Origin of the sequence: Herbiconiux daphne (assembly GCF_024979295.1) — a bacterium.
GTDB classification, from domain to species: domain Bacteria; phylum Actinomycetota; class Actinomycetes; order Actinomycetales; family Microbacteriaceae; genus Herbiconiux; species Herbiconiux daphnes.
In genome coordinates this window covers 1-1,629 of the sequence record NZ_JANLCJ010000074.1, presented here as the reverse complement: position 1 = coordinate 1,629, position 1,629 = coordinate 1, and the positions used below count along the sequence as shown (strand labels likewise).

The following is a 1,629-nucleotide window of genomic DNA, read 5'->3' as shown; positions in this document are numbered from 1 at the left end:
CACCAGGAAGAATCTTACCAGCTAAGTAGTTAGCACCACCTACAGCTACAGCAGAAGCAAGATTTTTCTCACCTTCTTTCTGACGAGCATAAGCACCACCCATTTCACGAGCAGCAATAGCAGGGATAGCTACTTCTGGAGCAGCAATCATTGTTCCTACATCAGTAGCTACTTGACCTACAGTACCACCACGCTGGAACGCAGTTTCGTGACCTGCACTAGCAGCTTCTTGTTGACGCTGTTTGTACACTTCATCAGCACGATCCTGCACACGTTTTGCATAAGCAGATAAACTACTCGGCCCCATTCCAACTAATTTGTTAGCAGCAGTATCACCAGCTTGCACCAGACCGGTAAGACCTTCTACAACACCATGACTTGCTGTCGCAGCAGCACCTTTCAGGAAGGAAGCAGCAGAGTCACCAATATCACTAGCCCAATCACTTTGCTGCTGTGGTGCTTGCTGAACTTGAGGTTGTTGTGGAGCAGAAGGAGAAGCAGAAGTAGCCGCACTGTGCGATTGTCGATAAGACATTTCGATATTCTGTTTCTGCTGTGGCGAAGCATTTTGATAACGAGGATCGGCTTGCACCTGTTCCCACGTTAAATTACTATCTTGTGCCATCTTCACTTCCTTATAGAGGAAAGGCGGGAACTCCCGCCCTTATTAAAAACTAAAACCATTCAAATCTGCTGACGTATCTTGACCAGCTAATGCACCACGTTGAGCAACAGCCTGTGGAGAAAGTACGTTGTATGGATCAACGAATTGACCACCCATAGCACCACCAACAGACTTGTTAACCAGAACAGTAGCACGATGAGGATCCATACCACCAGCCACATGAGATTTAATACGATCTTCCGCAGCTTTCTTAATAACACCAAGTTCAGTCTCATGAGAGGTTTTAAGACCTTTAATGAGATAGTCTACGTTACTAACGGTTGGGCCATAACCAGCTTTAAGACTTACGCCATTCTTGGTTGATTCAATAACATCAGGGTTCTCAGTAAAGTATGCAACGTCTTGCGGATCGATAGAACGCTGACCACCAACCTGAGCTTTAGCAGCAAGTTCAACCGCTGTTTTATAGTTGAATGCCGCTGTTGCATTATCACCTTTAGCCAGAGCTTCTTTAGCTTTATTAGCCAAATCCTCAGCGGATTGGAAGTTAGTAAAGCGGTTGGAGTTCTGAGTGATAAGTGGGCCAAATGTTTTCTGCTCAGCAGTAAGTTCACCTTTACCCCAAGTGTATCCAGCATCTGAACTATTAAGAGCTTTCTGCTTAAGCCTATCTTTATAGTCGATAACTTTAAGCTGACGTTTAAGAGCATCATCCGCAGCTCTCTGAGTACGAGCATCAGACATCTTCTCACGTTCAACCATCTGAGCGTTTGTAATATCATTACGACGTGCCCATTCTTGATTGCTTCGTTCTTCTGCCTGTTTAGTAGCTTCCTGTTGATAAGCTTGACGTTTACCCCAAATCTGATCTTCAGCAGCCATACGATCTTGGTCACTCATCTGTTGCATCTGGAGTTTAGAAGCATCGCCAGAAGTGATAGCAGCTTCAACAGAAGCAGGTGAATAACCTTGGTCGATAAGAGCTTGCTTATTACCACCCATCT

Annotated in this window: 2 protein-coding genes; both read right to left on the bottom strand. The window is 45.1% G+C overall.

Translation table 11 applies throughout. The features are described 5' to 3' along the window. On the bottom strand, positions 1-625 hold a 625-nt coding region (locus tag N1032_RS22965), incomplete at its 3' end, for a hypothetical protein (protein WP_259542638.1). Positions 626-667: 42 nt separating this feature from the next. Next, on the bottom strand, positions 668-1,629 hold a 962-nt coding region (locus tag N1032_RS22960; RefSeq protein ID WP_259542637.1), incomplete at its 5' end, for a hypothetical protein.